Here is a 23,966-nt window from a genome sequence, read left to right as displayed (position 1 = left end):
TTTTGACAATCAAAATAGCGTTATTCTTACTTAGTTAATTACTTGGTTTAGTAATTCCCAAAGTTCATCGTGAAAGACTATAGGTACTAGTTCATTGGCAGGACTATCTCCCATACGCACAACAACCATATCCAGACTAGGAATAACATCGATAATCTGACCATTTTTTCCTAATGCACAGATCATATCGTCTGGAGCTGATGGAGTTAATGAAGTAGGGAATGAGTTTGGTGATGAAGGAAAAACAATAGAGTTTTTACCATTAAGCCACCATAAATAGCCATAAGAGGGATTTAGGTTTTGAGAGGTGGATACCATGTCATTAAAATAAGTAGAATCACCTAGTACGGTTGTTGAATCCCATTGACCTTCGTTAAGAGTTAATAGGCCAAATCTAGCCGCATCTCTTGCTGTAGAATAATATGTACTTCCATAGCCACCACTTAAAGGTAGCCAGAATCCATTCATCCCAATTTTATTTTCAATAGAGCTATCAGTGTAATTATTTAACGACGTTCCAGTAGCTACTTCTAAAACATCCTTGAGTAGGGTATAGGTTGCGTTGTGATAATACCATTGTGAACCAGCATCTGATAAATAGGTCAAACATGCAGGATCAGTACAATCTGAATTTGAGACATTATAATCTATTCCTGTAGTGAACGTTAATTGATGAAATAAGCTAATTTCATCTTCTTTATCACTAGGCATGGTTGTCCAGCCTGGACCTAGATAATCACTTGTTTTATCGGCAATGTTCAGAAATCCTTCTTCTTGAGCAACTCCTACCATAGTTCCTGTAAGAGATTTTGATGCACTTGCCCAGTACCAATTGGAATTTGCCGTGAATGGCTGAGATTGTAGGTCGGTATTCCAATATTGCTCAACTATTATTTTACCGTTTACAAGAACTATAAAAGCTCTTGTTTCATTGTTTTCTAGAAAAGTAAATAGGTCGTTTAATTTTTGATCGTTCCAGTTTAAGGATTCTGTAGATTGAGTTTCCCAATCATTCGAATCAGAAGGAGGAAAATACATTCCAGTTTCTTGAATTTGATCATCAACGTTATTATCATCACTAGAACAAGCTAAAAAAGATAGAAATAGGAGGAAGAGTAAATATTTCATGAGAGGTATTTGTCTATTCTGACTATAAAAAGGCGATTAAGTTTAAACTAATTAGAAGAAATTATTTTTTCTTCCTCTTCTTTAAGCTTTTATAATACTCATCTAATACGCTTTTTCTACCTATGGTGTTTGTGATGATATCCTTTTCTAAATTCCATCCTCTAGCAGGGCTGTATTCACGGCCATACCATATTATTTGAAGATGTAGGTCGTTCCACTTTTCTTCTGGAAATAAGCGTTTAGCATCTTTTTCAGTTTGTACCACATTCTTCCCATTAGATAAGTTCCAGCGATACATTAATCTGTGAATATGGGTATCAACAGGAAAAGCTGGTATTCCAAATGCTTGGGAAAGAACTACGGCAGCTGTTTTATGACCTACAGCTGGAAGCTCTTCTAATTCTTCATAGGTTTGTGGTACAAGACCATTATGTTTGTCTATTAAGATTTGCGATAATCCATGAATCCCTTTGGATTTCATAGGAGATAAACCTACTGGTTTAATGATTTCCCTTATTTCATCTACGCTTAATTTTACCATATCATATGGATTATCAGCTCTATCGAATAATAAAGGTGTGATTTGATTAACTCTCACATCTGTACTTTGAGCACTCATTAATACAGCAATTAATAACGTATAAGGATCAGTATGGTCTAAGGGTACAGGAATTTCTGGATACAATTCCTCGAGTTTATTTATGACGAAATTAACTTTGTCTGCCTTGTTCATTGTTGTAATTTAGAGCTTAAACAAAAATACGATTATGACCACTTTAAAAGCCGGAGATAAAGCTCCAGATTTTTCTATACCTAACCAAGACGGAAAGGAAATTTCTTTATCTGATTTTGCAGGAAAAAAGCTTGTCCTATTCTTTTATCCCAAAGCAAGTACTCCTGGATGTACTGCCGAAGCTTGTAATTTACGTGATAACGTAGATCGTTTTCGCGCAAGCGGATACGAAATTTTAGGAGCAAGTGCCGATAGTCAAAAAAGACAATTGAATTTTAAAAATAAACATGAACTTTCTTACGACCTTTTATCTGATGAGGATCATACGCTATTAAATGCTTATGGTGTTTGGGGTCCTAAAAAATTTATGGGTAAGGAGTATGACGGAATTCACAGAACAACATTTGTAATAAATGAAGAAGGAATTATTGAGGATGTGATATCAAAAGTGAAAACTAAAGATCACACGGCTCAAATATTAGTCGATTAAGTATTATACAAGGATAAAAAAGCCTCAATTTAAATGAAATTGAGGCTTTTTTATTTTTATCAAATCTTTTCAGTTACACAGGAGCATCTTCATTTTGCTCTTTTGTTGAACTTTCGTGTCCAAAGAAATGTTGATTTTCAATAAGTTTTGCAACTCCATTAGGTAGCATTTCTTGCCATCCATCCTCTCCATTTTCAATCATACGTAAAACTTCTCTAGAAAATATATGTCCTATTGAGGCATCGTAATCTTCTATGTCTTTAAGTTTTCCGTTGTATTTAAAGAATTTATACAATTCTTTCATTCTAGGATGAACTTTTAGGTTTTCACTGGTTATCATCTCTCCGGTTTCAGCGTCTTTCATTGGATATAGATAGACTCTTAAATCCTTAAAGAATAATTTACCAAAAGCTTCTAGAATTCCACCACTTAAATGAGTATAATATTTGGTGTCAAAAATATCGACCAGATTATTCACACCCATAACTAGTCCAATTCTAGCTTTGGTATAATTATTAAGATATTCTACTAATCGGTAATATTCTTTGAAGTTTGAAATGAGTACTGTGTGTCCTAGTGAACAAAGCAATTCTGCTCTATGTAAGAAGTCTTCTTCATCAATCTCACCACTAGCTTTAAGATTGGAAAGGGTGATTTCAAATAAAGTTTGTAGCTTTTCTTCAGTTACTGTTCCAGATTGTATAAAGCGTTTTTTTGCAGTTTCATACATATCCATATTTACTTTGGTCACTGGTCGGAACGAACCTCGTAAACAAAGTACATTTTTCTTATAAAGTATGCGGGCAGCTAGAATGTTATTACCATCTGGTCCAAAAACAACAGCCTCCGTCATTCCGTTTTTGATAAGCTGTAAACTCATCAAACGGTTGTCTACATTTTCAAATCTAGGACCAGAGAAATTGATCATATCAATTTCAATTTTATCCATATCAATGTGATCGTATAGGTATTTCAATAATTTTTTAGGCTGATCATATTTATAGAAGGCACCATAAATAAGATTAGTTCCTAATATACCTAAAGTAATTTGTTGTAGTCTAGCATCACGTTCCTTAAACCTTACGTGCAGAATAATCTTTGAATATTCCTCACCAGGCGAAGCTTGAAATTTAATACCAACCCAACCATGACCTAGATATTTTTTTGCAAAGTCTATGGTTGCAACTGTATTAGCATAGGTGAAAAACATTTTCTCAGGATGCTTTTCTCTAGATAAACGATCCTCAATAAGCTCTGTTTCGTATTCCAACATACGTTGCAATCTAGCCTCGGTTACGTAACGACCATCATCCTGAATACCATAAACAGCATCAGAGAAGTCTTTATCATAAGCACTCATAGCTTTTGCAATAGTTCCACTAGCGCCACCAGATCTAAAAAAATGGCGAACTGTTTCTTGACCAGCACCTATTTCGGCAAAAGTTCCGTAGATGTTTTTGTTAAGATTTATTCTTAAGGCTTTATTCTTTAACGATGGGATGGATTCAAAATCCTGATCTCCAGGTAAACTGCTAGGCATATTAGTACGGTTACAAATCTGTTAGTACAAAGGTATGAAACCACAGTAGTACTCAAAAAAATTATCTCTAATTTTAAGCCAAATTATGAAAACGAAAATTACCATATTAGGCTCAGGTACATCACAAGGAATTCCCGTAATAGGAAGTACACATCCAGTATGTTTAAGTGATGACCCTAGAGACAAAAGATTGCGCGTGAGCGCTATGATCGAGACAGAAGGAAAAAGATTTATCATTGATGTAGGTCCAGACTTTAGACAACAAATGCTAACTAATAAAGTAACTGAAATTGATGCTGTACTTTTTACTCACGAGCACGCAGATCATACAGCAGGTCTAGATGACTTAAGGCCATTTTACTTCAGGCAAGGTGACCTTGATTGTTACATGACTCATCGTGTACACCTGGCCTTACAACAACGCTTTTCCTACATGTTTGAAACCGTCAATAAATATCCTGGTGTAGCTACACTAGATGTTCATGAATTTGATAAAGACGAGTTTGAAGTTAAAGGGATTAGGGTAACTCCTGTTCTTGCAGATCATGGTTACATTCCAGTTCATGGCTTTAGAATTAATGATGTTGCCTATATGACCGATGTAAAAACCATTACCGATAAAGAATTAAAAAAATTGGAAAACTTAGATATTCTTGTAATTAATATGCTTCGTCACGAACCTCATAATACGCATCTTAATTTGGATGAAGCTTTGGAGTTAATTAATAAAATATCGCCACAAAGAACCTATTTTACTCACATAAGTCATCATCTTGGTTTTCATGCCGAAGTAGAGCCCACATTACCAGATAATGTGTACCTTGCTTACGATAACTTAGAAATTACGACTTGATCTATGAAAAAGAATCTCTATCTCTATTTATTCATTTTTGCTTCACTTATAGCTCTTATTTTTTATGTAAACGGTAGAAAATATCAAACCCAGCTAGAACAAAAAATAGTGGAACTAAAAAAGGAAGCTGATAAACAAGAAGAAAAGCTAGAAACAGTTCAGGCCCAAATTGCCATAGCCGACTTTATCACGATAAAAGGCAATCCTGAAGCCGAAAATTATTTTCTTAAATACAATCTTACAAGTTCACAAGTTGAAGCATTACTTTATGATAAATTACTAGAACTCAATATTAAAGATGGTGGTAACCCTTTGATCCCTTACATTGGAGCCAATCGAGGATTTGCTATTGACCAAATACAAACCCTAAACCATAAATGGATAGCAGCTAATTTTACTGATGGTGATCAATGGGGTGATGTTTTACTTAAATATGAAATTGATCAAGATCAGGAAGTAACGTTTGAAACCATTGAGACAGTTTTATATACCAAAAACCGTGGCTAAAAGATGCGTTTTTCTAACCATTCCTTCATATCGTAAAAATTATCTCTAGAAACTCCATGTCCTATTGGATAATTTTTATATAAATAATCAGCTTTTAATTCACTCATGAATTTAGGAGCTTCACTGGCCCAATCCAGCGGTATTACTTGATCCATAGTTCCGTGAGAGATAAAATAATTGGTCTTTTTTACGCTTTCGCGAAAGCGTGCCACCACATCTTCCTCATTTTCAATAAGCTCTTTATTTAAGTAGCCACTCATTGCAACCACATTATTAAACATTCCCAAATGTTTAAAACTTAACGCATAAGATAAAATAGCACCTTGACTAAACCCAAGTAAATTAATGTTATTAGGATCTATAGGATAGAAATTCTTAAGCTCTTCTATAAATGTATCTAACAATTCCATGCTTGATTTTGCTTGATCGAGATCACTAAATTTTCCTCCTGCTGCATCAAAATTAATGGCGTACCATGCTGCACCATAAGGTGGGATTTCATAAGGAGCTCTGGCACTCACCACAAAGATGTTAGGATCTATTTCGGAAGAAAAGGAAAATAAATCTTCCTCATTACTACCGTATCCATGAAGTAATAGGAGTAAAGGAGCATTTTCTTGAATTGCTGGACGTATTATATGTTTGATGGAAAGAGAAGTATTTGTCATATTATTTTATAAAACTGAACCATTTTTGAAAGTAATCACCGATAAAAGGCAAGGCTATCATTTGATTGCGCAATGCGCTCAATAAGCCTAAAACCGCTACAAGTACAATAAGCGAAATGATAAGTAGTGCAAGCCAGCCCTGTTCTATTATAGGTGTAAAAGCGTTAATTAAAATTGCAACTATTCCTATACCAAACATTTGTCGTAAATGAAAGGCAGCAAATTGTTGACCTTTATCATTGTTCAGTAATATGGCAGTTCCTAAAATTGCTATGAACAAGAAGATATGTATAAATAGGCCAAACACACTACAATAGCCTAGTATAGCAAGGCCTTTTCCAGGAGGATTACTCATATATTTTTATTTTTTTACCATTAATTATTCCTAAAACGCGACCACGCGTTTTACATCCCAATAAAGCACAATTCTTTGATGTTGAAACTAGGTCGGTGCTAGTTATTGTATCGTTTTCTGAATCTGTGAACATCGTTATTACTGCTTTTTGATTCGCTTTTATTCGAGGTCGCTCTATTGGAAAAACATCATAAGCTCCAGTGAGAAGTTTTACACTAGTATAGGTATCAACGACAGCGTTTAATGCTTTAAATGTTACTTCTATAGCCGTAGCACCCGATTTAGCTCGATCAAATTCTAGTTTTTTATGCTCAATATCTAGTGGTATATGATCAGATGTAACCATTTGTACCTTACCTGATTTTACATCTTGGAGTAGTGCTAGTTTTTCTTCTTCATTACGCAGTGGTGGATCTAATTTGAAATTAGCTTCAAAGCCTAATAAACTTTGACTGTCTAAAAGAAGATTATTAATACTTACACTACAAGAAGCCGATAATCCCTGACTGCGTGCTTCATCAATCAAATTTACACTCTCAGATAGACTGACCGTTGGAAAGTGGAGCAATCCACCCGTATAGGATAGAATTTGAAGATCTCGAGCCACTTGAACGGTTTCGGCCATGGCTGGTTTAGACTTTAAACCTAATAGGGCTGTTGTAGAATCTTCATTTACCATACCTTTTCCTGCTAGGTCTGAATTTTCAGGGTATGATTGTATCACAGCATTAAATCCTGTACTATATTGAAGAGCAACTTTCATCAAGTTGGCATTGGTTATTGATTTTTTAAAGTCATAGAACCCTGCTGCACCAGTTTCTTTCATATCATATAGTTCTGCTAGATGTTCACCTTTTTGAGATAAGGTCAAAGATCCAATAGGTATAAGATCTACTGGCTGATCATTCAAGTAGTTTTTCAAGGATTTAACTTGCGACCCTTCTTCTGGATTAGGTTGATTATTAGGGTTAAGTAATACTGTTGTGAAACCACCAATTGATGCTGCATTTACAAGGTTTTTAAGCGTTTGTCTTTCTTCAAAACCAGGTTCACCAGAACATACACTACTATCTATCCAGCCTATAGAAATGTGTAATCCTTCAACGTTTATGATATGTTCAATTTGTTGATCTTCACTAATATTAGAAGCTATTTTTTTATAATTCCATCTTCAATAAGAATATCTTGAATTGTGTCATGATGATCAGAATATTCATCAAGAATTTTTGCTTGCTTTATCAGTATCATTTCAAATATTTTAATATCAAGGTTTCAAGTAAAAAGAAAAGTAATGCACCACATACGAACCATTGCCATAATGAGGTTATATTTTCCTCGCTGCTTAATTGACTCATTAAATCTTTGACAGAGCTGTAGGTATCTAAAGATTGTAATTCGTAAAAACTTTGTTTATTTTCTAATCTATCATCATTAAAACTAATATTTCCAACAGCAACACCTGAGTAACTTAGAGTATAATTTCCTGCGGATAAGTCAATCCCATCAGTTTGAATTTCTACTTTATTACTAAAAGCCTTTTGAAGAGGAATTACTTCGATTTCTTGATTACTTATAGTAACAATCTCATCCTGTTTTACATTTACAGGAATAGTGATTTTATCCGATTGATTTGTTTTGTAAAACAGTCGTCCAGGTGACAAACTACTTAGTGCAAAATTGTAAAATATGGGAACAATAAGAGGTGAGCTTTTAAAATTTGAAATGGACTCATTTAAGCTAGAAGTAAAAATATAGGTGCCGTTGTCCTCGTACAAAAAGGAAGAATTATCCTCATACGTTAAAATGGAAGGAACAGGTTTTGAGGGTAAAATAACTTTTGAAACCGTTGGGTATTGAAAATTTGAAACTCTTTTATTAAAAACTCCTTTAAATAAAGGATGCTCAAAATTGATATTTGTAATTTTCTTGTCTGCATTTACTTGCTGGCCTAAAGGAGTAATACCTAAAAAAGCAGTTGTCATTTCTGAACTAGGAATTAGTACCAATTTTCCTCCATTTGATTTAAAACGTCTCAATGCAGATTCTAATTCACTAGAGAAGTCGTCTAGTTCATTTAATATTATCAGATTTTGATCGGGTATAAGATTATAATTAAGTTGATTTAAATTAACACTTGTTAGATTGAACTCATCACCCTTGTATAGCTTTTTAAGAAAATCATCCTTTTCATTATTAATTGCAAGAATATTGACACGTTGCTTTTCTTGTTCACTTATATACAACGTATTATCAAATTCTAAATCATTTGACTGAATATTAAGTTGACCTGTTATAGGTTCACCAAGAGTATAATTGAATTGAGCTATCGCTTTTTTGTTTTCAAACTCAACGGATGTTTTTGCAATAAGTTTTCCTTTATGATTTAGAGCTATGGAAATAGCGTTCTCAATAGGTGAACTTGAAGATAATAGAACCTTAAGTTCTTTATTTATACCAGTTTCCTTAAAAATAAACGCGCTATCAATTGCAATATTAATTTTATCTGGGGCATTTACCTGAATAATCCTTACAGATGATAATTTTGACGTGTCTAAAGGTTCTTCATTCAATTTTTGAAAGTCAGAGATTAATATGATCTCCTTTACATTCTTTTTATCACTAAAAAGGCTATTCGCTTTGAGTAAAGCTTGATTTATATCAAATGATTTTTGGAGTAATTAAGGTCTAGTAAATTATTTTTTACTTCTTTTAAAGTAACATTCTTGAATTCACTGTCATTTGTAATTAAATTAAAAGATTTTGAGCTAGGAATAGTTTCTATAAGCTGTTGAACACTTTGTTGTAATAAACTACCATTAGCTGCCTCTCGTTGCATAGAAAATGAGTTGTCTAAGTATATAGAAGTTTCTTTTTCTTTAATAGCCGTTTTGCTTCCAGGTATAAATGGTTGTGCAAAAGCAAGGACAATACAAGCAACAGCGCATAGCCTCGTTAATAAGGTAAGCCATTTTTTAATGGTGCGACTTTTACGCGTCTGAGAAATTAATGGTTTGAGAAAGGCAACATTTGTAAAAGCCACTTTTTTAAACCTTCTTAACTGAAATAAATGAACAAGAATAGGTATTGCTAAAAATAAAAGTGCCCAGAGTAGTGTAGGATTTTTAAATACCATTCATTATAACCTTAGTTCAAAGATAATTCTTTACCTCAAACCAAAATAAATATCTTGTTCTATATTACTTTATTTTTTATCGAAAAGGTAAATGTAGTTCCTTCATTGACTTTTGATCTACATTTAATAACACCACCCATTTTATCTACTAAAATTTTTACAGTAGAAAGTCCTATACCATGACCTTTTTTACCTGCTCTATCGGCAGTGTTTAGTGTAGTAAATAACTCAAATATTTTATCTTTTTTGTCGTCAGGTATTCCCACGCCATTATCTTCTACACTTATCCAATAAAATTTTGGAGTCTCTTTAGTTTCAATTTTAACTTCAATAAGGTCCTTATCATTATACTTGATACTATTTCCTATCAAATTGAGTAGAATTTGTCGTAGGGCCGAACTATCACACTTTAACTGCAAATTTTTCTCAGGCATTTTAAAGTTAAAATCCTCTCGTTGCCCGATCATATCCTCTATATCCTCAAGCAAGCTATAAATATCAATCTCGTCTTGAGTATTAATAATCAACTGCTCACTTTCATAGTGATTTAATATATTTTCAATGTAATCACTCATTGAAAAAGCAGCCTCCTTCATTCCAGAAAGGTATTGAGAATCCTTATCATTCAACTTGCCATTCAATGAAGCTTTAAGCATATCACTAGTCATGATTATATTAGCCAAAGGCATTTTTAAATCATGCGATACAGTGTGTGCAAAATTTTCAAGCATTTTATTATTTTCCTGTAATTGTCTTGCTTTTTCTTTTAATTTTAAATTAGCTCGTTTTAATTCAAATTGTCTTTGAGCAAGATCAGCAACCATTAGTAAGTTTTTACGTTGCTCATCGCTAAATTTATGAGGAACATTATCTAAAACACAAATAGTTCCAAATGGCAAACCGTTTTCATCTCTTAACGGTACTCCAGCATAAAAAATGAGAGGATCTGCCGCTTTTACAAATGGATGATCTGCAAATTCTGGCTCTTTTCTTGTGTCTTCTATAAGAAATACTTCTTGATTCGAATTGATTGCATGAGAACAAAAGCTCAGCTCTCTAGGAGAAGAATTAAGTTGTAAGCCATGTTGTGATTTAAACCAAACTTCGTCTTTGTCAACAATGCTTATCAAACTTTTAGGAACATCGGTCAGTTTACAAGCTAATTCTGTAAGTTCATCAAGATCCTTTTGCTTGCTAGGATCAATGTGATACGATTTAAGCACCTCTATTCTTGCTTTCTCGTCGGTGTGTAGTGGTGCTAGTGCCATCAGGTTATTTGTTTAAAAAAACTAAGTAAAGGTACAACAATAAGTTTCATTAGTTTTCTATTAACAAGAAAAGATAACCAAATATTTTGTTTGTTCTTATTGTAATAAAATTACAATTCTTTAAACACTCCTAATCCAAATAGCGCAAAATCATATTTTATAGGATCTGTTGGGTCAAATTTTCTCAACGCATTTGTGATTTCAATCACCGATTTAGCATCGTTTTGTTTACGAGTTAACAAATTAAGTTGCCTACTTATATTCCCAGTATGAACGTCTAATGGTAAATATAGGTCTCGCGCTTGTATTTCGTTCCAAATGCCTAAATCCACACCAGCGTTATCTTTTCTTACCATCCAACGTAAAAACATTAAAATTCTTTTGGCTGCACTGCCTTTTATAGGGTCGCTCACGTGTTTTTGTGTTCGATTTAAATGTTCAATTTGAAAAAAATCATGTTTAAACAAGGAAATAGCTTCTAGAAGGTTGGTGGAAGATTTTAACGCTTTCGCGAAAGCGAACTCTAAACCACCGTATTCATTTTCAAAACGTTGCAAGGCTCTCAAGAAAGTTTTCAAATCTTCACTATTAAAGGTTCTATGGACAAAGTTTGTAATCGATTTTAAATCTGCTTCTTCAAAGTTTTTAATGAAATCTGCCGGAGAATTATCGAGCAGTTGCATCATTTTATTTGCGTTGTTTAAAATAGACTTGCGATTTCCCCAGGCAATAGTAGCAGTTAAAAATCCTGCGATCTCAATGTCTTTTTTATCAGAGAATTGATGGGGTATTTTAATAGGATCAAGAGGTATAAAGTCAGGAACATTATATTGTTCTACTTTTTTATCTAAGAATTCTTTAAGCTCTTTTTTATTCATTTAAAAAACGTCCATCGCTCATGGTTAACTTTCTGTCAGCCAGATCTGCGAGCTCCTGATTATGTGTTACGATTACAAAGGTTTGTTGAAATTCTTCTCGTAAACTTAAAATTAATTGATGTAGATTATCTGCAGTTGATGTATCTAAATTTCCTGTGGGCTCATCGGCAAAAATGACTTCGGGACTATTCATCAATGCACGAGCAACCGCTACACGTTGCTGTTCTCCACCAGATAATTCACCAGGTTTATGATGTAGTCGATCGCTTAATTGTAAATATTCCAATAATTCTTGAGCTCTTTTCTCGGCTGTTTTTTTACTTGTTTTTTTGATAAATGCTGGAATACATACATTTTCGATAGCAGTAAATTCGGGTAACAATTGATGAAATTGAAATATAAATCCTAATTGCTCATTTCTAAATTTACTCAATTGATTGCTAGATAGTTTTAGAATATCGGTGCCATTTATATGTAAAGAGGTGTTCTTATTTTTATCAGGTTGCTCTAGCGTTCCTAATATATGTAGTAATGTGGTTTTACCAGCTCCAGAACTACCTACAACACTTACAATTTCACCTTTTTCTATAGTAAGATCAACACCCTTGAGTACTTTTAGGTCTCCAAAAGTTTTTTGAATATTTCTTGCTTCAATCATAGTACAACAAATGTAACGCTTTAAGCATTTTTGTTGATCACTTGTATCGCTTTATTAAAGTCAAGGAAATAAGATAACCTAACTGATATGGTGTGATTAAAATCTTCTTTTAATAAATTGTCAAAGCTTTCATTGAATCCTAATTGTGCTTGTTGTTCAACATTATTAAGCCTATTACGGTATAAAATACTCACTTCACTACCTGGAGCAAACCTGTATCTGAAACTTAAATCTAGATTCCAAACATTAAAATCTCTATCTGGATTGTCTTCCTCGTCTAGTCTAAAGGTTGAAGGTGCGGTATCGCCACTTGCCTGCAGTTCTTGTAAATCTTCGGCAAAATCTGATCGTTGCCAAAAGTTTCTAAATGTTAGATTTAATGCCAATCGATTGCTAAGATTTAAATTACCGGTAAGCGTATTTTCTACACTGTGGTCATAACGTCTACTAAAAATACTGCGTGTACCATTACCATCATTTAAAAGGGTAACGTAACTTAAACGGCCATCATTTTTAAACCAATTTATCCTATAAACCAGTAAAAATTTATCAGAAAATCTATAACGAGGAGAAATAGAAAAATCGTAACTAAGCTGCTCGTCATTCAAACGTTCATTAATTCCTGCATTAGCATCAATTGCCAGCTTTTTACGATAATCGCTAGAAATAAAACCACCCATAAAAAAACGAGCTGGATAGTTGGTAAACAATCCATCAATTCTGCTTTCAAAAAGATCCTTACTTTCTGTAGCGTAGGTGAAATTTGCACCAAATGCAAAACGCTCTTTAGTAAAGAAAAATGGATTGATATTAAATCTACTACCTGTATGAATTCCAGGGTTATAGGCTCTATTGTGATCTATGTCTAGTTCAATATTCCAATTATTAAAAATACCTTGAGGTAAGAATCTATTATATTCTAACTCAAATGAGAAATTATTATAGTTGTTTCTAAATTGTTGTCCGAGGTCATTTGGATCAAATGTAGTATCGGCAAAATAATGTTCAATTCTAGGTCTCCAGTTTCCTGTAATTTTTTGAACAACTGCGCTGGTTGAAAATCCAGTAGATGTATCGTCGCTTAAAAAACGATTGGTCATGCGTGCACGACCAAAATAACGTACTGTATTTTGATTATTGTTATGAGTTACTTCAATAGCTGTGGCATTAGCATCAGTAAAACTACCATCTCGCAAGGTAGATGCATTAGTAAGTGAAACTGCGCTATTATTTCCATAGGTTTGATCAAGAACCAGTACATTGTAATTCACAAGAGGTTCAGTTCTTACTTCTCTTATATCACCTGTATTAGAATCTTCAATAATAGCATCAGTTGGTCCTGTAATAGCATTAAGTACACCTATACCTAGTCCTTTGGAAGTTCGACCAGAAACTTTAATTGCATTTAATAGATCGGCAGATCTTGGATTTTCTACTACTGTTTCATCTGGTTCAAGTCCCAAATTACCTCTTTGCGTAGGACGTTGTCCTATACGACGTGAAAAGAAAATATCTCCTTTTCTAAAGAGTTCTGTTCCTTCAATAAAAAATTGTCTGTTTTCTCCAAAAACTTGTTCAAACGGTCCTAAATTCAAAACTACTCTATCAAATGCAGCCTGGCCAAAGTCAGGTATTAATGTAGCATCTAGGGTAAAAGCATCATTAATTCCATACTTTATATCCATACCAGCGTTGAAGACAGTTTCTGACTGAAGCTTGTTCCAGTCGCTTTGGGTACTTACAAAAGGGTATAAGTTTAATCGTAATGGTGGATCAATGTCTTCAATACCAGTAAGTAACGCGTCATATTGATTTACGTTTCCTTCAGTAATATTAATAGGATTGTAACTGTAGTCCTCATTCAAATGCCTAATTCTTCTAAAAATATTGAAACTCCAATCTTGAACATTTACTTCAGGAAACCTTAAGGTGCGGTAAGGTATTTTCATTTCAACATACCAGCCATTATCGTCAATACTGGTTTCACTTAAAAAAACAACATTAAAGCTAAAATCTTCTCCACCATTTGTCGATCTAGCATCACCTAGCGCATTGGCACTGGTCGCATAAAATCGAGTTTGATCTATACCGTTATTGTAGGTATTTATCCAAATAGAAAATAAGTCTGCCTGAACATTTATTTGATCTCTCTGGGAAAATTGTCTCAATATTTCCTCAGGATTCTCGTCATACATAAAACCAGCCACATAAACCGCTTCATCGTCATAGGCAATTTTGAATTCGGTACGATAATTTTGTCTTTCAGGCTGTAGATTTACAGGTTCCACCATAACAAAATTAGCTCCAGTAGTCACGCCTTCCCATTGTTTTTCAAAAGGTTTACCGTCAATTTTAGGAGCATCATATATACGTGTTGCTCGGTACTTTTTACGAGGAATTTTTAATGTATCTAGGGTTTCTTGTGAGTACGCTTTCGCGAAAGCGGAACTTACAAAAACTATTATAATAGTATAAATGAGGTATTTTTTCATGTCTAATCGCAAAACTAGTCGCAGAATCCATTAATTATTTTAAAGACTTGTTAATATGCAGCCATATATAAGGATTGTGAGTAACTTGCTGTAAAAAAAATGGAGGAAGCGATTTTTGCAGGTGGTTGTTTTTGGTGTACTGAAGCGGTATTCCAAAAATTAAAAGGAGTAGAGAAGGTGGTATCTGGATTTTGTGGTGGTCATATAAAAAATCCACCGTATAGGGAAGTAGTTCAAGGTCGCACAGGCCATGCAGAATCTATACTTGTAAGCTATGACCCAGATACAATTGATTACTTAACGTTATTGAAAATACACATGGCAACTCATGATCCTACAACATTAAACAGACAAGGTTATGATGTAGGTGAACATTACAGGAGCGCCGTATTTTACCTGGATGAAAATCAAAAACAAATCGCCGAAAACTATATAGAACAATTAAATAATGATGGAACTTACCCAGATCCCATAGTGACAAAAGTCGAACCGGCAACCGATTTTTATCCAGCCGAGGATTATCACCAGGATTATTATAAAAACAATAGGGAACAAGGTTACTGTCAAGTCATAATAGATCCCAAAATAAGAAAATTAAAAAACCAATATAGCAACCTACTAGCCGATGAAAATAATTGATGAATTTAAAGAGTTTGCCATTAAAGGCAACATGGTCGATATGGCCGTGGGAATTATAATAGGAACTGCCTTTAATAATGTAGTTCAAACCCTAGTTAAAAAGGTTGCATTGCCACCACTAGCTTATTTGACCGATGGATTGAATTTCGAGGACAAGAAATATGTGTTAAAAGCTGCAGCTACTAACGGAGCTGGCAAGGAAACTAGTGAAATAGCTATCTACTACGGCGAACTATTTGAAGTGTGTATTGATTTTTTGGTAATTGGTATTACTGTGTTTTTTGTAATTAAGATGTTGAATAAACTGAGAAACAAGTCGCACAACCCTGAAGAAAAACAAGTATCAACTCCTAAAAATATTGAACTTCTTAATGATCTTAAACTTTTGATGAAGGAGCAAAACGAATTGCTAAAAAATAAACAATAAAAAACGGGCCTAGAGCCCGTTTTTTATTTCTTACTACTTATTTAATCACTTCATCGTCTTCCAGAAGATCGGTTGTTTTCTTTTTCTTAATTGATTTACTGCGTAATTTGAAATTAAGAAACTCAACAAACATGGAAAAGAAAATGGCAAAGTATAAATATCCTTTAGGAATTACTCCACTCTCATTACCGAACACGACAAGATCGGCCATATGAGCACCTTCTGCAATAAGCATAAATCCTATGAGTAATAAAAATGCCAGGCCTAGCACTTGAACCGATGGATGCTTGTTTACAAATTTACCTACTGGATGTGCAAAAAGAAGCATTATAATTACTGAAAGCACAACGGCAATTATCATAAGAATTAAAGCCCCATCGGGATCGTCACTTAATCCACTAGTCATTCCTACTGCGGTCAGAATACTATCAAATGAGAAAACGATATTAATCATTGTAATCTCAAAGATTACTTTACTTAATGTATCAGTTCTTTTCTTTTTAAGTTCACGTTGATCGTGTCCTATGTCTTCTACTTTTTCATAAATTTCTTGTGTGGCCTTATATAAAAGGAAAACACCACCAGCAAATAAAATTAAAGACTGTCCCGTAACGGCTCCTGATATCCAGCCATAATCAAAGGTAAACCAGCTACTTTGTAATGAAATAAGAATACTTATTCCAAAAAGTAATACGATACGTAATGCCATGGCAAGGATTAATCCAATATTGGTTGCCTTTTTACGTTTGTCGTCTGGTAGTTTTTCAGAAGCTAGTGAGATGAAAATGATATTATCAATTCCTAGTACTATTTCAAGAAAGGTTAAGGTTAATAATGCCATCCAGGCATCGGCAGATTGGAAGATTTCAAACATGATGGGTTTTATTTGATTTTAGTAGCTGTTCCTGAATATACTTGTTCACGACCAGATTGTTTAAATTCAAAGGTATAAGAATCTTTTGATGTGTTCAATATTTTAAAAAGATAAGCTCGAGAATCGGCGTTTGAATCTGGATTAATAGGAATTATACGCCATTCACAATCATTTATCCATTCAACGCGAGAACTGTCTATTTCATTTTCAAATTTTTCAATTTGCAAATTTCCCATTCTGGTGAATTCAGTTTTAAATTTTTTTCCACCAGATTCTTGTTCCCATATGAAGGTACCTTCTTTAAATGATTCACAGTCTACTTGGTTTTCATAACAAGCTGAAAAGAGTAATAGAAGAGGAATGTAATAAATGAGTTTTTTCATAATTCAAAAATACTACCCAGTTATCTTAAAAAAATCTTAGGGTTCGTAACTCTCAAAACTTCCATCAGAAAAAAGCAAAATTACCTTTTGTATATTTTTCCCTAATTTTTGTGAATTGACTTGAGATGGTAAAGGAGTTATTTCATTCTTTTCTTCATCCTTTGGAACAGATTGTTCTTTTACTACGTCCTGATCAAAAAGAGAATTATTAATAATGGGAGCAGAGGTTGATTTGATCTCTTTGGAAGCTTTGGCTTTCTGTCCATTCATCAACCAGTATAAATCTACATCGGGAAATTCTTTCATAACGTTTAGAATGAAATCCAAACTAGGTTTGTTTCTTCCAGATAATATATGCGAGATACTGCTACGACCTACATTGATTTTCTCTGCAAAAGTTGAAGCTGTAAGATCATTTTTTTCAATAATCTCTTTAATTCTTTCAGCAATACTTGTCGGGTCACTCATTTGTTACAATTGTAAACAATCTTATTAAAGATTTAGATTATACAAATGTAAACAAAAGAAATTAATTATCACATTCTATTAAAATCATAAGTCAAATATTGAATTAAAACTTTATATAAATACGCATAAATAACTAGTAAACAATAGTATAAATACATTTTAAATCATTGTAACGAAAAATAGAAGCATTTATACATCTGAAAATGATTATTAGTTTACAAATGTAAAAGACAATTAGATATTACTTGTTTACAATTGTGTAATCGAATTGTTTACATATGTAAAGAAGCCTGTTTTTACTTATGTAAACTGTTTGATGCTTACTTTTGATACAATCTTTAAAAGCTGTATACATTGTTAACTAGATACTATAAATATGAATTGTTCCAACAAGAACTCGATCGTATTGTGCGTAAAGAATCTTCTCCCTTTTCTTTAAAAACCATTGGATATTCTGTACTTAAAAAACCTATTTATTTACTTCAAGCTGGGTCAGGTTCCATTAAGGTTTTTATGTGGTCTCAAATGCACGGTAATGAATCTACAACGACAAGAGCCTTGTTGGATTTGATAGATCAGGATGATTTTAAACCATTGTTGGATAAAATAGAATTGTATATTATTCCTATTTTGAATCCAGATGGTGCTGACAATTGGACAAGAGAAAATGCCAATAAAGTTGATTTAAATAGAAATGCTGTTTTAAAGGATCAACCAGAAACCATGGTTTTCTTTGAACAACTTGAGCTTATAAAACCCGACATGGCCTTTAATTTACACGGGCAGCGCACCATATTTGGTACTGAAGATGGCGGTAAACCATGTCAATTATCTTTTTTGGCACCTGCCTCGAATCATGAAAAGTCGTTTAATACAGCTAGGCTAAAAGCTGTAAAAGTTATTAATTCTATTTATTCTCAACTACAACCAGATTTAAATACTGCCATCTGCAGATATTCTGATGATTTTAATGAGAATTGTTTTGGCGATTATTTAACGTCAAGAAATATTCCTACCGTGCTTTTTGAGGCCGGACATGCCGGATTAGATTATCATAGAGATGAAATAACCGGTATTATTAAGAAAGCCATACTTACAGCTTTACAATCACTGTATGAAAAAGAAAATACATCAGATAATCAACTAGTTGAATCATATTTGTCTATCCCTCAAATTTCTAAAACCTTTTGTGATATTGTATTACGCTATGAACAAGACGATAAAACAGTATTTACATCCTTAATGTATAAAGAGGTTTTGGAAGAAGGTCGACTAATTCTCTTGCCGCGAGTTAATGATATTAATCCAGAAACGGTGCGCAATGCACATAGGATAATGGATGTTGATGGTCAACTTCCTGAAGATTTGAAGATTGACGAAAATAATATCGTTAAATCTGAAGTTTTAGATATTAAAAATTTGATAATTATTTAACAAAAACTCCATTTTGAAAGAATATTTGTATTGTTTCTATTAATTTTGCCTGAAAAGAATAACGTTAGACTAATAAAATGGCTAAAATAGACGAAATAGACAAGCAAATCCTTGATGTTTTAATTGAAAACACTAGAACTCCATTTACGGATATAGCAAAAAGATTAAACATATCAGCTGGAACCGTACATGTAAGAGTAAAGAAAATGGAAGAATCGGGTATTATAAAGGGTTCTTCTTTAACTGTTGATTACCATCAGTTAGGTTACACCTTTATCGCTTATATAGGAGTTTATTTGGAAAAAACGAGCCTTACACAATTTGTGTTGAGTAGGATAAAGGAGATTCCTTTTGTTACCGTAGCACATATTACTACAGGAAAATTTAATATTTTCTGTAAAATAAGAGCCAAAGATACTACCCATGCAAAACGTATCATATTTCAACTAGATGACATAGATGGAGTGAGTCGCACTGAGACTATGATAAGTCTAGAGGAAAGTATTAATGATAAAAAGCGTTTACTGCACAAAGTTTTTCAAGATTTATAATTAGATTTTAATAATTATGCTTTCGCGAAAGCGTAATTAACATAAATTATTGTAAATCAATATATTTTAAGAGTCTGCTAAAGCAATTTTAGCAGGCTCTTAGTGTAAATAACCATATGCTATTGCCAACTTTGTAACAACTAAAAAAACAAAAAAAATGAAGAAAGTTGCAATTTTGGCCACAGATGGCTTTGAAGAAATAGAATTAACTAGTCCTAAACAAGCGCTAGAAAATGCAGGTGTACAAGTAGACATTGTAAGTCCTAAATCAGGAGAGATTAAAGCATGGGCAGATGGTAATTGGTCTGAGAGTTATAAGGTTGACAAAACTCTATCAGAAGTAAATGCGAGTGATTATCATTCACTCATGTTACCTGGTGGTGTTATAAATCCAGATCAGTTAAGAATGAATGAAGACGCTATAAAATTTATTCAGACATTTTTTGAACAAAAAAAACCAGTAAGTGCGATTTGTCATGGTGTACAACCGTTAATCGATGCAGGAGTGGTAAATGGAAGAAAATTGACAAGCTATCCATCATTGCGCAAAGATTTAGAAAATGCAGGAGCAAACTGGGTAGATGAAGAGGTTGTAGTAGATGAAGGATTTACGACCAGTAGAACTCCAGATGATCTTGACGCTTTTAATGACAAATTAGTCGAAGAGGTAATGGAAGGTAAGCATGAAGAGCAACATGCCTAATCACCTTATCTTATTGAAATAAAAAATCCCGCAACTGCGGGATTTTTTATGTTTGATTACTATTGATTAAGCATTACTGGCATAACCAGCATGGTTACTTGTTCACCGTCATCCAGTCCGTCTAATGGTGTCAAAATACCTGCTCGATTAGGTAAGCTCATTTCGAGAGATACTTCTTCACAGTTTAGATTATTAAGCATTTCTATTAAAAATCTACTGTTGAATCCTATTTGCATATCATCGCCTTGGTAATCACAAGTAAGGCGCTCATCGGCTTTATTTGAGAAATCGAGATCTTCGGCACTTATATTAAGTTCGGCACCAGCCATTTTAAGTCTAATTTGGTGCGTTGTTTTGTTGGAAAATATACTTACACGTCTTACAGAGTTCAAGAATTGAGTTCTTGATATAGTTAAACGATTAGGGTTTTCTTTAGGGATAACAGCTTCGTAATTTGGATATTTACCATCTATTAATCGACAAATGACTGTAGTGTTTTCAAAGCTAAACTGTGCATTACTGTCGTTGTATTCAATATCCACTTCAGATTCATTACCCATTAACATTGACTTTAAAAGATTCAATGGTTTCTTAGGCATTATAAATTCTGCTGTTTGATCAGCTTTTAGATCTTCTCTTCTATAACGAACAAGTTTATGAGCATCAGTAGCTACAAATGTCAAGCTTTCATTGTTGAATTGAAAGAACACACCACTCATAACAGGTCTCAAATCATCGTTTCCAGTTGCAAATAATGTTTTGTTTATGGCAGTGGCTAATGTATCGCCCATAACAACTGTTTTAGAAGGGTCTTCTAATGAAACAGCTTTAGGGAATTCATCGGCGCTAGCACAGGCTATTTCAGACTTTCCTTTGTCATGGCTGATAGTCATTTTTTGATCTTCTGCATGAAAGGTTAAGGGTTGTTCAGGAAAGGTTTTAAGAGTGTCTAAAACAAGCTTAGCTGGAAGTGCAGTATTACCATCTTCTCCACTTTCTACTTCTAAATTAGTAATTATGGTAGTTTCCATATCACTAGCCGATACTTTTAACGTGTTACCAGAAAGCTCAAACAGGAAATTATCTAATATAGGTAGTGTATTATTATTGTTTATAACACCGCCTATTAATTGAAGGTTTTTTTGCAAATAGGAACTAGAAACAATGAATTTCATATTTATTTGTGATTAAATCGTGATAAGATTACTCTTATTTTGTTAGATAAATATTAAGGACAATTTATAATAATGTAATTAATACATTAAATTGCGAACTTAATATAAGAAGCAACTAAGTTACAATTAATAACCCAATTATGTTTTCTTAAATTATCAACAAATATCAAAAATCAAATGAAAAAAATCTCCTTTTTACTTTTAATTGCTTGTATATCACAAGTAATGATAGCACAAACACCAGAACAGCGTGCTCAAATTACTAAAGATTATGATAAACAAGCTATTAATCAATTGTATACAGAACTTTTACGAAAAGAGCAGCAAGCGCAACAACGTGTTGAGCAATACCTTGTTGAGCATAATGTAAAGCAAAAAGAAACAACTGAAGACGGTAATGTTAGGATGATAACTGATGTTGTTGAAGGAATTCCAGTTTACACGATTACCGAGAATTTTACTGGTGCTGTTGATATGGGAGCTAATGAATTGTATAATGGAGGAAGTTTAGGATTAAATGTAGAAGGTCAAGGAATTACTGGTTACATATGGGATGGAGGATATACTCTACGTACTCATACTGATTTATTTGGGAGAGTAAGATATGGTGAGTCAAATTCCTCAGTTAGCGATCATGCTACACATGTAGGTGGTACTATGATAAGTTCAGGGGACAATAGCTTATCTCGAAGAGGGATTGCTCCTCAAGGTGATTTAGTTTCATATGATTTTAATTCAGATACTTCTGAAATGATTCAAAGAGCCTCTAGGGGCGCGTTATTATCAAATCATAGTTATGGTTTTCAGGTAACAAATTTTACACCTGAAGAAATATATGGGAAGTATGATCTTACTGCTCGAGAGTTTGATGAAATAGCTTTTACCAATCCTTATTATTTACCAGTGGTTAGTGCAGGAAATGATCGAAATGATGGTTTAAATCCTGGTGATCGAGGCTATGATATTCTCACCGATAGGTCTCTCTCAAAAAACGTTGTAACCGTTGGAGCAGTGGCTGGAATTAATGGATATATGGGACCAAGTTCAATTACTATGAGTAATTTCAGTTCATGGGGACCAGCGGATGACGGTAGAATAAAACCTGACATCGTTGCGAAAGGGGTTGGAGTGAGTAGTACTACAAGTACCAGCGGAACAAGTTACGGTATTCGTCAAGGAACTTCGATGTCTGCCCCTATGGTTTCTGGAGGAATAATGCTATTACAACAATTGTATAACATAGAGTTTAATGCTTTTATGAAATCTGCTACCGTAAAAGCATTGATTTTAAATACTACCTTGGAAGCTGGAAACAATCCCGGTCCGGATTATGCTTTTGGGTGGGGATTTTTTAGTGTAGAAAATGCTGCAAGAGTTATTTTAAATACTAATTCGGATTCCTCTATTAAAGAGTTAAACTTGCAAAATGGTAATTTTTATTCATCTAATGTTACGTCGCATAATGGACCTCTTAAAGTAGCTATAGTTTGGACAGATGAAGCTGGTGTTGTTAATAATGGTCCCGAAGATGATTCTACTCCAGCATTAGTTTATGATTTAGATTTAAAACTTACCGATACTAACGGAAATGAATATTTCCCTTGGAAACTTAACCCTTCATCACCAGCAATTGCAGCCACTAAAGGAATAAACGATGTGGATAATGTTGAAATAGTTGAAATAGATGTACCTAATGGGACTTATACGATAACCGTTAATCATAAAAATAACTTACCTACTAATGGGTTAGATTTTTCAATGGTTATTACTGGAGCCGATACAGGTACTTTATCTTCATCTCAAGTAGCAGGAACAGAATTCCAAATCTACCCAAATCCTGCAACATCATCTATAACAATCTTAGCCTCTTCAATAAATGATAGTAAAAAAGCTGTTGTAGAAATGTTTGATATGCTAGGACAAAGAGTTTATAGTAAAAACTACGACGTAAATGGTTCATTAGATGAAACCATCGATATATCTAATTTAAATAGCGGTATTTATATCGTTAGAGTAAGTAATGGTTCATCTATTACTTCTCAAAAGTTAGTTATAGAATAATGGCTACCCATCTTTTAGAAATAAAAAAGCTGACTTTGATAGTCAGCTTTTTTTATGGTGTATATCTTACAGTGAGACCTCAGAATTTGAGAACTCCTGAAGACTATTGATCAATCGTTCTCTAACTATATTCATCATTCTTTTATTTAAAGCACTACTATTTGTGATGTAGGTTTTATATTCTTCGGTTGTAAATTGACCTATTATGATACCTTTTAATGAGTTTCTAAATTTTTGATCTTTATTTACCGCATTTTCAATATAATCAATACGTTTAGGTACATCAAGCCCATAGAACACGTTTTTATGTTTTTTGACATAATTTTTAAAAACAAGTATCAATAGGTCATGTTGTAGTTTAGAAATTGGTCGTAATGTTTTGTTTTGAAAATACTCATCTGCACTCATTCCTTCCGTAATTTTTGCATTGGGTATTTCTGGTCTTAGAGCAACCAAATATGCGTCTCTTGTTTTCATAAGTGTAGTTTTGTTTAAAATTAGACGATAATCTAAATGAATACTTAAAAGTTTTAAGGTTGTTTTCCATT

At 33.5% G+C, this 23,966-nt stretch carries 26 protein-coding genes; 9 read left to right on the top strand and 17 right to left on the bottom strand.

The features are described 5' to 3' along the window. Positions 1-30: 30 nt before the first annotated feature. Both BST91_RS06235 and BST91_RS06230 read right to left on the bottom strand, forming a co-directional pair. Positions 31-1,128: a serine hydrolase domain-containing protein gene (locus BST91_RS06235; RefSeq protein ID WP_085774854.1), complete on the bottom strand. Its 1,098-nt coding sequence runs from the start codon at positions 1,126-1,128 to the stop codon at positions 31-33. Positions 1,129-1,189: 61 nt separating this feature from the next. Then, complete coding sequence (locus tag BST91_RS06230; protein ID WP_042279314.1) at positions 1,190-1,861, bottom strand: endonuclease III domain-containing protein; 672 nt, start codon at positions 1,859-1,861, stop codon at positions 1,190-1,192. A gap of 34 nt (positions 1,862-1,895) precedes the next feature. Between BST91_RS06230 and bcp the strand changes: the two genes are divergently transcribed. Then, positions 1,896-2,351 (top strand): thioredoxin-dependent thiol peroxidase, encoded by a 456-nt coding sequence (gene bcp, locus BST91_RS06225; protein ID WP_042279312.1) that lies wholly within the window; start codon positions 1,896-1,898, stop codon positions 2,349-2,351. Positions 2,352-2,424: 73 nt separating this feature from the next. Here the strand turns inward: bcp and BST91_RS06220 are convergent, their stop codons facing one another. Then, on the bottom strand, positions 2,425-3,891 hold the full coding sequence (locus BST91_RS06220; RefSeq protein WP_042279309.1) for a hypothetical protein: 1,467 nt from the start codon (positions 3,889-3,891) through the stop codon (positions 2,425-2,427). An 85-nt stretch (positions 3,892-3,976) separates the two neighbouring features. Here BST91_RS06220 and BST91_RS06215 point away from each other — a divergent pair, with 85 nt between their 5' ends. Both BST91_RS06215 and BST91_RS06210 read left to right on the top strand, forming a co-directional pair. After that, positions 3,977-4,744, top strand: a complete 768-nt coding sequence (locus BST91_RS06215) for an MBL fold metallo-hydrolase (RefSeq protein WP_042279306.1) — start codon at positions 3,977-3,979, stop codon at positions 4,742-4,744. Positions 4,745-4,747: 3 nt separating this feature from the next. Further along, on the top strand, positions 4,748-5,251 hold the full coding sequence (locus BST91_RS06210) for a hypothetical protein (protein WP_042279305.1): 504 nt from the start codon (positions 4,748-4,750) through the stop codon (positions 5,249-5,251). On the opposite strand, the gene BST91_RS06205 is transcribed toward BST91_RS06210, so the two are convergent. The 9 genes from BST91_RS06205 to BST91_RS06165 all read right to left on the bottom strand — a co-directional run bounded on the left by BST91_RS06205 (position 5,248) and on the right by BST91_RS06165 (position 14,703). Next, positions 5,248-5,919, bottom strand: a complete 672-nt coding sequence (locus BST91_RS06205) for an alpha/beta hydrolase (protein WP_085774853.1) — start codon at positions 5,917-5,919, stop codon at positions 5,248-5,250. The two genes, BST91_RS06210 and BST91_RS06205, sit on opposite strands and share 4 nt — an antisense overlap. Position 5,920: 1 nt before the next feature. Then, a complete protein-coding gene (locus BST91_RS06200; RefSeq protein ID WP_085774852.1) occupies positions 5,921-6,274 on the bottom strand; it encodes a hypothetical protein in 354 nt (117 codons plus the stop codon). After that, positions 6,267-7,196 carry an amidohydrolase family protein gene (locus tag BST91_RS06195; protein WP_211280412.1) on the bottom strand — a complete coding sequence of 310 codons (930 nt, stop codon included), beginning with the start codon at positions 7,194-7,196 and terminating at the stop codon, positions 6,267-6,269. The genes BST91_RS06200 and BST91_RS06195 overlap by 8 nt, the downstream gene beginning before the upstream one ends. A 322-nt stretch (positions 7,197-7,518) precedes the next feature. After that, positions 7,519-8,844, bottom strand: a complete 1,326-nt coding sequence (locus BST91_RS06190; protein WP_085774851.1) for a hypothetical protein — start codon at positions 8,842-8,844, stop codon at positions 7,519-7,521. A gap of 83 nt (positions 8,845-8,927) precedes the next feature. Beyond that, a complete protein-coding gene (locus tag BST91_RS06185; protein WP_085774850.1) occupies positions 8,928-9,407 on the bottom strand; it encodes a BatA domain-containing protein in 480 nt (159 codons plus the stop codon). Between the two features lie 59 nt (positions 9,408-9,466). Then, on the bottom strand, positions 9,467-10,675 hold the full coding sequence (locus BST91_RS06180; RefSeq protein ID WP_211280411.1) for a sensor histidine kinase: 1,209 nt from the start codon (positions 10,673-10,675) through the stop codon (positions 9,467-9,469). Positions 10,676-10,785: 110 nt separating this feature from the next. Then, positions 10,786-11,553, bottom strand: a complete 768-nt coding sequence (locus BST91_RS06175) for a TIGR02757 family protein (RefSeq protein ID WP_085774848.1) — start codon at positions 11,551-11,553, stop codon at positions 10,786-10,788. After that, complete coding sequence (locus BST91_RS06170; RefSeq protein ID WP_085774847.1) at positions 11,546-12,211, bottom strand: ABC transporter ATP-binding protein; 666 nt, start codon at positions 12,209-12,211, stop codon at positions 11,546-11,548. The genes BST91_RS06175 and BST91_RS06170 overlap by 8 nt, the downstream gene beginning before the upstream one ends. Before the next feature lie 20 nt (positions 12,212-12,231). Further along, the gene (locus BST91_RS06165; RefSeq protein WP_085774846.1) at positions 12,232-14,703 is read right to left on the bottom strand and encodes a DUF5916 domain-containing protein; all 2,472 of its coding nucleotides are present in this window, start codon (positions 14,701-14,703) and stop codon (positions 12,232-12,234) included. A gap of 99 nt (positions 14,704-14,802) precedes the next feature. Here BST91_RS06165 and msrA point away from each other — a divergent pair, with 99 nt between their 5' ends. Beyond that, positions 14,803-15,342, top strand: coding sequence for a peptide-methionine (S)-S-oxide reductase MsrA (gene msrA, locus BST91_RS06160; protein ID WP_042279287.1), 540 nt, complete (start codon positions 14,803-14,805; stop codon positions 15,340-15,342). After that, complete coding sequence (gene mscL / locus BST91_RS06155) at positions 15,329-15,769, top strand: large conductance mechanosensitive channel protein MscL (protein WP_060524872.1); 441 nt, start codon at positions 15,329-15,331, stop codon at positions 15,767-15,769. The genes msrA and mscL overlap by 14 nt, the downstream gene beginning before the upstream one ends. Before the next feature lie 37 nt (positions 15,770-15,806). On the opposite strand, the gene BST91_RS06150 is transcribed toward mscL, so the two are convergent. The 3 genes from BST91_RS06150 to BST91_RS06140 are packed head-to-tail and all read right to left on the bottom strand — an operon-like array spanning position 15,807 to position 17,494. Then, positions 15,807-16,643 (bottom strand): TerC family protein, encoded by an 837-nt coding sequence (locus tag BST91_RS06150; protein WP_042279281.1) that lies wholly within the window; start codon positions 16,641-16,643, stop codon positions 15,807-15,809. 8 nt (positions 16,644-16,651) lie between these two features. Further along, entirely contained in the window at positions 16,652-17,026 is a 375-nt protein-coding gene (locus BST91_RS06145; protein WP_085774845.1) for a DNA topoisomerase IV, read from the bottom strand. Positions 17,027-17,062: 36 nt separating this feature from the next. Beyond that, the gene (locus BST91_RS06140; protein ID WP_085774844.1) at positions 17,063-17,494 is read right to left on the bottom strand and encodes a helix-turn-helix domain-containing protein; all 432 of its coding nucleotides are present in this window, start codon (positions 17,492-17,494) and stop codon (positions 17,063-17,065) included. A 354-nt stretch (positions 17,495-17,848) separates the two neighbouring features. On the opposite strand from BST91_RS06140, the gene BST91_RS06135 reads away from it, so the two are divergent. The 3 genes from BST91_RS06135 (at position 17,849) to BST91_RS06125 (ending at position 20,182) form a co-directional block, all read left to right on the top strand. Continuing rightward, entirely contained in the window at positions 17,849-18,928 is a 1,080-nt protein-coding gene (locus BST91_RS06135; protein ID WP_169709762.1) for a M14 family zinc carboxypeptidase, read from the top strand. A 77-nt stretch (positions 18,929-19,005) separates the two neighbouring features. After that, positions 19,006-19,479, top strand: coding sequence for an Lrp/AsnC family transcriptional regulator (locus tag BST91_RS06130; protein WP_042279275.1), 474 nt, complete (start codon positions 19,006-19,008; stop codon positions 19,477-19,479). A gap of 157 nt (positions 19,480-19,636) precedes the next feature. Then, positions 19,637-20,182: a type 1 glutamine amidotransferase domain-containing protein gene (locus BST91_RS06125; RefSeq protein ID WP_085774842.1), complete on the top strand. Its 546-nt coding sequence runs from the start codon at positions 19,637-19,639 to the stop codon at positions 20,180-20,182. Between the two features lie 59 nt (positions 20,183-20,241). On the opposite strand, the gene dnaN is transcribed toward BST91_RS06125, so the two are convergent. Then, a complete protein-coding gene (gene dnaN / locus BST91_RS06120) occupies positions 20,242-21,357 on the bottom strand; it encodes a DNA polymerase III subunit beta (RefSeq protein ID WP_085774841.1) in 1,116 nt (371 codons plus the stop codon). A gap of 177 nt (positions 21,358-21,534) precedes the next feature. Between dnaN and BST91_RS06115 the strand changes: the two genes are divergently transcribed. Next, positions 21,535-23,418, top strand: coding sequence for a S8 family serine peptidase (locus tag BST91_RS06115; RefSeq protein ID WP_085774840.1), 1,884 nt, complete (start codon positions 21,535-21,537; stop codon positions 23,416-23,418). A 66-nt stretch (positions 23,419-23,484) separates the two neighbouring features. On the opposite strand, the gene BST91_RS06110 is transcribed toward BST91_RS06115, so the two are convergent. After that, on the bottom strand, positions 23,485-23,895 hold the full coding sequence (locus tag BST91_RS06110; protein ID WP_042279269.1) for a hypothetical protein: 411 nt from the start codon (positions 23,893-23,895) through the stop codon (positions 23,485-23,487). Positions 23,896-23,966 lie beyond the last annotated feature (71 nt).

Source organism: Nonlabens tegetincola (assembly GCF_002117085.1).
Lineage (GTDB): Bacteria > Bacteroidota > Bacteroidia > Flavobacteriales > Flavobacteriaceae > Nonlabens > Nonlabens tegetincola.
This window is presented reverse-complemented; position numbering and strand designations above follow the sequence as displayed.

Excerpts from the sequence above, each read along its gene's own strand:
- BST91_RS06235 (WP_085774854.1), bottom strand. The coding sequence starts at position 1,128 with ATGAAATATTTACTCTTCCTCCTATTTCTATCTTTTTTAGCTTGTTCT.
- BST91_RS06230 (WP_042279314.1), bottom strand. The coding sequence starts at position 1,861 with ATGAACAAGGCAGACAAAGTTAATTTCGTCATAAATAAACTCGAGGAA.
- bcp (WP_042279312.1), top strand. The coding sequence starts at position 1,896 with ATGACCACTTTAAAAGCCGGAGATAAAGCTCCAGATTTTTCTATACCT.
- BST91_RS06220 (WP_042279309.1), bottom strand. The coding sequence starts at position 3,891 with ATGCCTAGCAGTTTACCTGGAGATCAGGATTTTGAATCCATCCCATCG.
- BST91_RS06215 (WP_042279306.1), top strand. The coding sequence starts at position 3,977 with ATGAAAACGAAAATTACCATATTAGGCTCAGGTACATCACAAGGAATT.
- BST91_RS06210 (WP_042279305.1), top strand. The coding sequence starts at position 4,748 with ATGAAAAAGAATCTCTATCTCTATTTATTCATTTTTGCTTCACTTATA.
- BST91_RS06205 (WP_085774853.1), bottom strand. The coding sequence starts at position 5,919 with ATGACAAATACTTCTCTTTCCATCAAACATATAATACGTCCAGCAATT.
- BST91_RS06200 (WP_085774852.1), bottom strand. The coding sequence starts at position 6,274 with ATGAGTAATCCTCCTGGAAAAGGCCTTGCTATACTAGGCTATTGTAGT.
- BST91_RS06185 (WP_085774850.1), bottom strand. The coding sequence starts at position 9,407 with ATGGTATTTAAAAATCCTACACTACTCTGGGCACTTTTATTTTTAGCA.
- BST91_RS06180 (WP_211280411.1), bottom strand. The coding sequence starts at position 10,675 with ATGGCACTAGCACCACTACACACCGACGAGAAAGCAAGAATAGAGGTG.
- BST91_RS06175 (WP_085774848.1), bottom strand. The coding sequence starts at position 11,553 with ATGAATAAAAAAGAGCTTAAAGAATTCTTAGATAAAAAAGTAGAACAA.
- BST91_RS06170 (WP_085774847.1), bottom strand. The coding sequence starts at position 12,211 with ATGATTGAAGCAAGAAATATTCAAAAAACTTTTGGAGACCTAAAAGTA.
- BST91_RS06165 (WP_085774846.1), bottom strand. The coding sequence starts at position 14,703 with ATGAAAAAATACCTCATTTATACTATTATAATAGTTTTTGTAAGTTCC.
- msrA (WP_042279287.1), top strand. The coding sequence starts at position 14,803 with ATGGAGGAAGCGATTTTTGCAGGTGGTTGTTTTTGGTGTACTGAAGCG.
- mscL (WP_060524872.1), top strand. The coding sequence starts at position 15,329 with ATGAAAATAATTGATGAATTTAAAGAGTTTGCCATTAAAGGCAACATG.
- BST91_RS06150 (WP_042279281.1), bottom strand. The coding sequence starts at position 16,643 with ATGTTTGAAATCTTCCAATCTGCCGATGCCTGGATGGCATTATTAACC.
- BST91_RS06145 (WP_085774845.1), bottom strand. The coding sequence starts at position 17,026 with ATGAAAAAACTCATTTATTACATTCCTCTTCTATTACTCTTTTCAGCT.
- BST91_RS06140 (WP_085774844.1), bottom strand. The coding sequence starts at position 17,494 with ATGAGTGACCCGACAAGTATTGCTGAAAGAATTAAAGAGATTATTGAA.
- BST91_RS06130 (WP_042279275.1), top strand. The coding sequence starts at position 19,006 with ATGGCTAAAATAGACGAAATAGACAAGCAAATCCTTGATGTTTTAATT.
- BST91_RS06125 (WP_085774842.1), top strand. The coding sequence starts at position 19,637 with ATGAAGAAAGTTGCAATTTTGGCCACAGATGGCTTTGAAGAAATAGAA.
- dnaN (WP_085774841.1), bottom strand. The coding sequence starts at position 21,357 with ATGAAATTCATTGTTTCTAGTTCCTATTTGCAAAAAAACCTTCAATTA.
- BST91_RS06115 (WP_085774840.1), top strand. The coding sequence starts at position 21,535 with ATGAAAAAAATCTCCTTTTTACTTTTAATTGCTTGTATATCACAAGTA.
- BST91_RS06110 (WP_042279269.1), bottom strand. The coding sequence starts at position 23,895 with ATGAAAACAAGAGACGCATATTTGGTTGCTCTAAGACCAGAAATACCC.